4 protein-coding genes are annotated in these 5409 nt (G+C 63.4%); all 4 read right to left on the bottom strand.

Annotation, left to right across the window (positions count from 1 at the left end):
* Nucleotides 1-99: 99 nt before the first annotated feature.
* Entirely contained in the window at nt 100-3450 is a 3351-nt protein-coding gene (locus ACIA8E_RS39615; protein WP_399306442.1) for a right-handed parallel beta-helix repeat-containing protein, read from the bottom strand.
* A gap of 346 nt (nt 3451-3796) precedes the next feature.
* Entirely contained in the window at nt 3797-4129 is a 333-nt protein-coding gene (locus ACIA8E_RS39610) for a hypothetical protein (protein ID WP_399306439.1), read from the bottom strand.
* On the bottom strand, nt 4122-4556 hold the full coding sequence (locus ACIA8E_RS39605) for a YbaB/EbfC family nucleoid-associated protein (protein ID WP_399306436.1): 435 nt from the start codon (nt 4554-4556) through the stop codon (nt 4122-4124). The genes ACIA8E_RS39610 and ACIA8E_RS39605 overlap by 8 nt, the downstream gene beginning before the upstream one ends.
* Nucleotides 4557-4606: 50 nt before the next feature.
* Nucleotides 4607-5409 (bottom strand): hypothetical protein (locus ACIA8E_RS39600; RefSeq protein ID WP_399306433.1); only part of this gene is annotated, 803 nt, incomplete at its 5' end.

The following is a 5409-nucleotide window of genomic DNA, read 5'->3' as shown; positions in this document are numbered from 1 at the left end:
GGCCCTGCCCTCATGCCCGGACATCCGGAAGATCACCCGACCGAGTCGCCATAATCGAACCGATGCTCACCATGATCGATAGAGAAACGGCTTCTGAGATCAGCCATGCACACGGTGAAGAGGATCGTCGATTGCCTGGGTGTAGGGGAGGTCTTCGGGTAGCAGAAGTGTGAGGGCCTCCAGATCGGGGGCGGCGACAGAGCCCAGACGGCCGGCTTGACGGGTCATCATGGTTTCGACGAATCGACGGGCCAGGCGGGCGTTGCCGAACGAACGGTCCCGGGGAATGGAGTCGAGGTGCTCACGAAGGGCGTCGAACGTCGCGGGGGCGCACTCGTAACCTGCAGTGGAGGTCATCTCTGCAATGATCGCGACGAGCTCGGACGTCGAATAGTCTTCGAATTGTACGTGGCGGGCGAAACGAGAACTGAGCCCAGGGTTGCTGGCGAGGAAGCGTCTCATTTCCTCCGAGTATCCAGCGACGATGACTACGGTTTCATCGCGGTGGTCTTCCATGAGCTTGAGCAGGGTGTCGATGGCCTCGCGGCCGAAATCCTGTGGGGCGTTTTCAGGGGTGAGTGCATAGGCCTCGTCGATGAACAGCACTCCGCCAATGGCCTTCTGGAAGGCTTCGGTAGTGAGCTGAGCGGTGTGGCCGATGTAGCGGCCGACCAGATCCGCGCGTGCGACTTCGATGAGCTGGCCGCTGGGGAGTACTCCGAAGGAGCGCAGCAAGTCGGCATAGAGCCGGGCGACGGTCGTTTTGCCGGTGCCGGGCGGCCCGGAGAAGACGAGGTGATGACTCACCTTCGGGGTGGGCAGGCCGACCGCCTGGCGCTGGCGGGTGGTGGTGAGAAGGTCGAGGATGCCGCCGACTTCCCGCTTGACCGCGCCGAGGCCGATCATTCCCCGCAGCTTCTCCAGCACGTCCGATTGGCCTGGCTCCTGCTTGTTCCCGCCTATCTCCGCAGCTTCCTCCTCCCCGACGTCTTCGGGCTGGAGCCGCAGAAGGTCGGCTTCGGTGGCCTCGGGCATTGAGGCAAGTCGGAAAGACTGCCGGTCGACCATCTCTTCGAAGACCCGGCGAGCGGCGCGGCCGTTGCCGAAGGTGGCGTTGCGCTTCATCCGGTTGAAGTGGAGGGTGAGTGCCTCACGGGCGTGAGGGTCGAGCACATAACGATGGGCGGCGCACATGTTCTCGGTAATAGTGACCAGTTCGTCGACCGAGTAGTTGTCGAAGTCGATGGTTCGGGTGAAACGCGAGGCCAGGCCTGGGTTGGCGGCCAACAAATCCTGCATCTCACGGGAATAGCCGGCCACGATCACCACGACTTCGTCGCGGTGGTCCTCCACCAGCTTCACCAGAGTGTCAATAGCCTCTTGGCCGAAGTCGGCGCCGGATCCTTTGCTGTCCGAAAGCAGAGTGTAGGCCTCATCGATAAACAGCACACCGCCGAGAGCACGCTCGAAGACCTCCGTGGTCTTGATCGCGGTGCCTCCGATCACCTGGGCTACCAGATCAGAACGGGAGACCTCCACGATGTGCCCGGACGGCAACAGACCGAGTTCTGCAAGAATGTTGCCGTAGAGGCGCGCGACGGTGGTCTTGCCGGTGCCGGGTGGTCCCGCGAATACCAGATGCCGGCTCATCGGCGGCGCCGGGATACCCAGCTGGGCGCGGCGCTGGGCGAGCCGGCCCAAATTCACGAGCGTGTTGACCTGGTGCTTCACGCCAGCTAGGCCGACCAAGGCGTCGAGTTCGGCGAAGGGCCCCTGAAGGGTAGCTGTCCCAATTGTGTCGGCCTCGACGCCCGTGCCTCCTGTGCCACTGACACCGGATGCCGACTCCACACCCGGCCACAAGTCCGGACTCCCATTGTCTGCGCTGGTCAGATCGGAGATCGTCACGCGCTTTCCGGATTTGGCGAGCCGCAACCCAGCACCCCTGTTGGCCCGGGTCGTGCAGGCGTTCACTGTGACTTGCTCAACGGTGTCGACCTTAATTCCGTCGCCACCGCTGTCTTCCACCTCGCAGCCGCTCACGGTGGCTCGACCGCCTGGGCTGACGAGGACGCCATGCTTCCCGGAGGACTTGAGCCGGAGTCGGACTAGCGACGGCTCCCCACCGTTCTCTACGGTGACCGCCGTATCCGCCGAGCCGATGATCTCGCAATCGTGCAAAGATCCGAGGCCACGAGCACCCACCGAAACTCCGGATCTTCCGGAATTGCGGATAACACAGTTGCTGACATGCGGATTGCCGTGTCCCTCGATGCGTAGTCCGTGTCCCGTGGAGTCCTCTACGGTGCAGTCCTCGAGCCGTCCACGGCCGTCCTCAAGGACCAGCAGCCCAGGTCCCCGGCTGCTGGTGATATGGGAACGGCGTAGCAAAGGGTTAGCGCCGGAGCTTATCGAGACCCCCACGCCACCAGCATCCATGACTGTGAGTTTGTCGAATTCCGCTGCGCATTCGTCGATCAGCAGGACGCCGATACCTTCGCTGTCAGTCACGCTTGCCGCGATTAGTACGGGGGTGCTGGATTCCTCGACGTGGACTGCCGGCTGCGCGGCGCCGGTGAACGTGCAGTCGATGTAAGTGCCTCGCGAGCGACCGGTAATGAAGAGGCCGCTGCCACGGGTCCGGGCGGTGACGCATGCGGTGAGCTGCGGATCGCAGCCCGAAGCTACGACGATGCCGTGCCCTGAACAGTCCTCGACGCGCACCTTGTCGAGGGACACACGTGCGGAAGTGGTGAGGTAGATGCCAACGGAAGCACCATGGACCGTGGTGCGTGTCAGGGTCCACGCAGCGGCCCCTTCGAGCGCAATGGCAGGCTTGTCGGTCGAAGAGAACTGGCATCCCTCTACCGACCCGCGGGAGCTGCCGTTCGACAGCAAGCCATTACCCCGCGCGTCACGCATGATGCAGTTCCTAATGGTGGCCTGTCCGTGCTCGCTTACCACGATCGCCGAAGTACCCAGGTGCTCGATGACGCAGCCTTCGATGACGCTGCCGGTGGACGCGGTCGCCACGATGCCGGCGCCGACGGGATTGGTGATCCGGCAATCGCGCAGGGCGAGCGACCCACTGCCCCGGCTCAACACTGCAGTCCACCCGGTGCCCGTGACTTCGCACCCGTCCATCGCGATCTGTCCCTGTACAGCGTCGATCACGGGCAGGTCGCCCTCACCACCCCTCAGGGCCAGACCTGTCAGGAGCACGGCATCGGCGGCCAGTGTCACCGCGCTACCGCGGACCGGCTCGATCCGCACACTGCCGCGGGGGCCGTCCGCGGTGATGGTGACACGGGTCCGAACAGTCAAGGCGTCGGTGTAGATGCCGGGTCGGACACTGATGACGGCCCCCGATCGGGCGTGGGCGAGCGCATCCTCAATCGTCCCGTACTCGCCCGCGCCTCCCTGGCCGACGGTGAGAAGCTGGCGTGCCACGGCCGATCCTTCCTCAGAACGAACAAATGATGTGTTGAACGATACGGGCCGCAGGCGCGACATGTGTCACCTGCAGTGCCCAGACCCCCTACAGGAGGAGGTCTCGGCTGCCAAAGGTGCTCAGCATTGCACTTGTTCATTGGGGGCGACAATGCGAGTGAAGGGCTGCGAACGCCGTCTAACTCGCGCTGGGCATTCAGTTGCCGCAGGCGCTGCCGCCTCGACGACTGTGTGGCTGCCGTGGGGGTCGACTACCGAAGGAGATCTTCTGTGCTTCCACGCAGTTTCAGTTCCGTGGCGGCGCGATGGCGATCAGAGTGGCGCGACGGTATCACTGCCATGAGAACTACCTATGCCCACCAGAACTAATGGCTCTCGTCGCATCGTCGGAAGCTTTTTCGAAATCCAAACCGGATTTCACTGTCATGTCTGCGGCACCGTGTAGCGCTTTCGCCACGAGGAGTACCGCTTCGCGCAACTCTCCAGATGCAGGCTTGTAATTCCTTTCGAATGCTTCAGCGATGGAGTCTCCCTCGCCCCAGGGTGGATTGGGCCCGGGACGAGTCGCCTCGGCATAGGTTTCGGCTCCGTGCAGCGCGAGAGTTCCTACGTTGTCGGTCAGGCCGCCGCCACTCTTGACATCGGCAGGCCGCGCGCCGAAGTGATCCCCGCTAGCCATAGTTCTGCTCCTTTTGCGGTGTAAGGGGGGTGCCAGGCACCCAATCTGGTTCCAGTATGGAATCGAGACGCAGTTCGTTCAGTAGGGCGAGACCGTCCCGATCGCGGCCCATCGCACCGAGTCCACCACGTGCGACGGCGTCGACCCTGGCCCGTACTCTGCCAGTTACCTCCTCTCGTGCCAGGGTCATCACTTCGAGCACGCTGGAGGCCAGGGCCTGCCCTGACATGGACTTGTGCTTGTCGTTCAGGAACCGAAGACCAGTGGCGCACCCGTCGGCACCAACCGTGACTTCTACCGCGCGGTCCTTCGAGCGAGCGGTCACCGATATCACGGCAATCTCACTCTGAGCCTGGATCAGTTCCTGCCGCGTCTCCTCAAACTCGGCCATGATCTGATCCATGTGCTGCTTCAACGCTTCGCTCACGACGTCCTCTCAACCGTGTATGCAAGGGATAGGTTCTGCGGGTGATGCGGTCAGCGACCGATGGAGGCAGGGAGCCCCTCGTCTCCTGTGCCCCAGACATCTTCTTGCTCGGCCCAATCGGTTGTCTGGGTGGCGGCATGAGATGGGCTGGGCATGCCCGGGGGTCCCTGACCACCGACGGTGTTGCGGGGTGACAACTCGTAGGTGTCCTCGTCCTCTTCCTCGAATGGATCGTCAGAGCGGGGGGCGGGCTGAGCGACACTGCCGCTGATGAAAGCCCCGTCGCCTTCACCGCTTTGGTACAAGTCGCGGGTTCGTTCGCTGCCGGACTGTGACTGGCCCCCTGACCGAGACATACCCATCATCATCATGAGAGGTGAGAGCAGGTTGCTAAGGCCCCCAGCATCCTGTCCGGCAGCGGCGGGTTGCATGGCTCCCGCAGGCATTGCGTTCGCTTCTCCGGTCTGGGCTGTGGCCTGGGTAGAGATGCCCGCCATGTTGGCAGGGCTTGGAACGGTCTGGAATTCGCCGTTGGGGCCGGCGATGGTGCTGCTGCCGTCTGGATAGCTGGTGGTGGTGAAACCTTTGGGGTCTATGGCTGAGACGCCCCCCGACGGGTGGTGTGTAGTTACGGTTCCGTTCCCGTCGCTGATATGCAGCCCGCTGACGGTGGGAACGGGAGGGATGCTGTAACCGGAGTCAGTCGGGTTGGTGGTGGTGATCTTATCGTTGGGATTCTTGACCGATATGTTCCCGCCGCCCTGACCGCCGCCGGCCCCACCTCCGCCGAGGCTGGGGAGGTTGCCGAGGCTGGGGAGGTCGCCGCTGGGATGGGGGGTGGAAATGTCCCCGC

It is taken from the genome of Streptomyces sp. NPDC051664, from assembly GCF_044453545.1.
Lineage (GTDB): Bacteria > Actinomycetota > Actinomycetes > Streptomycetales > Streptomycetaceae > Streptomyces.
The sequence above is the reverse complement of the archived record's forward strand: the minus strand, read 5'-3'. Positions and strand labels throughout refer to the sequence as shown.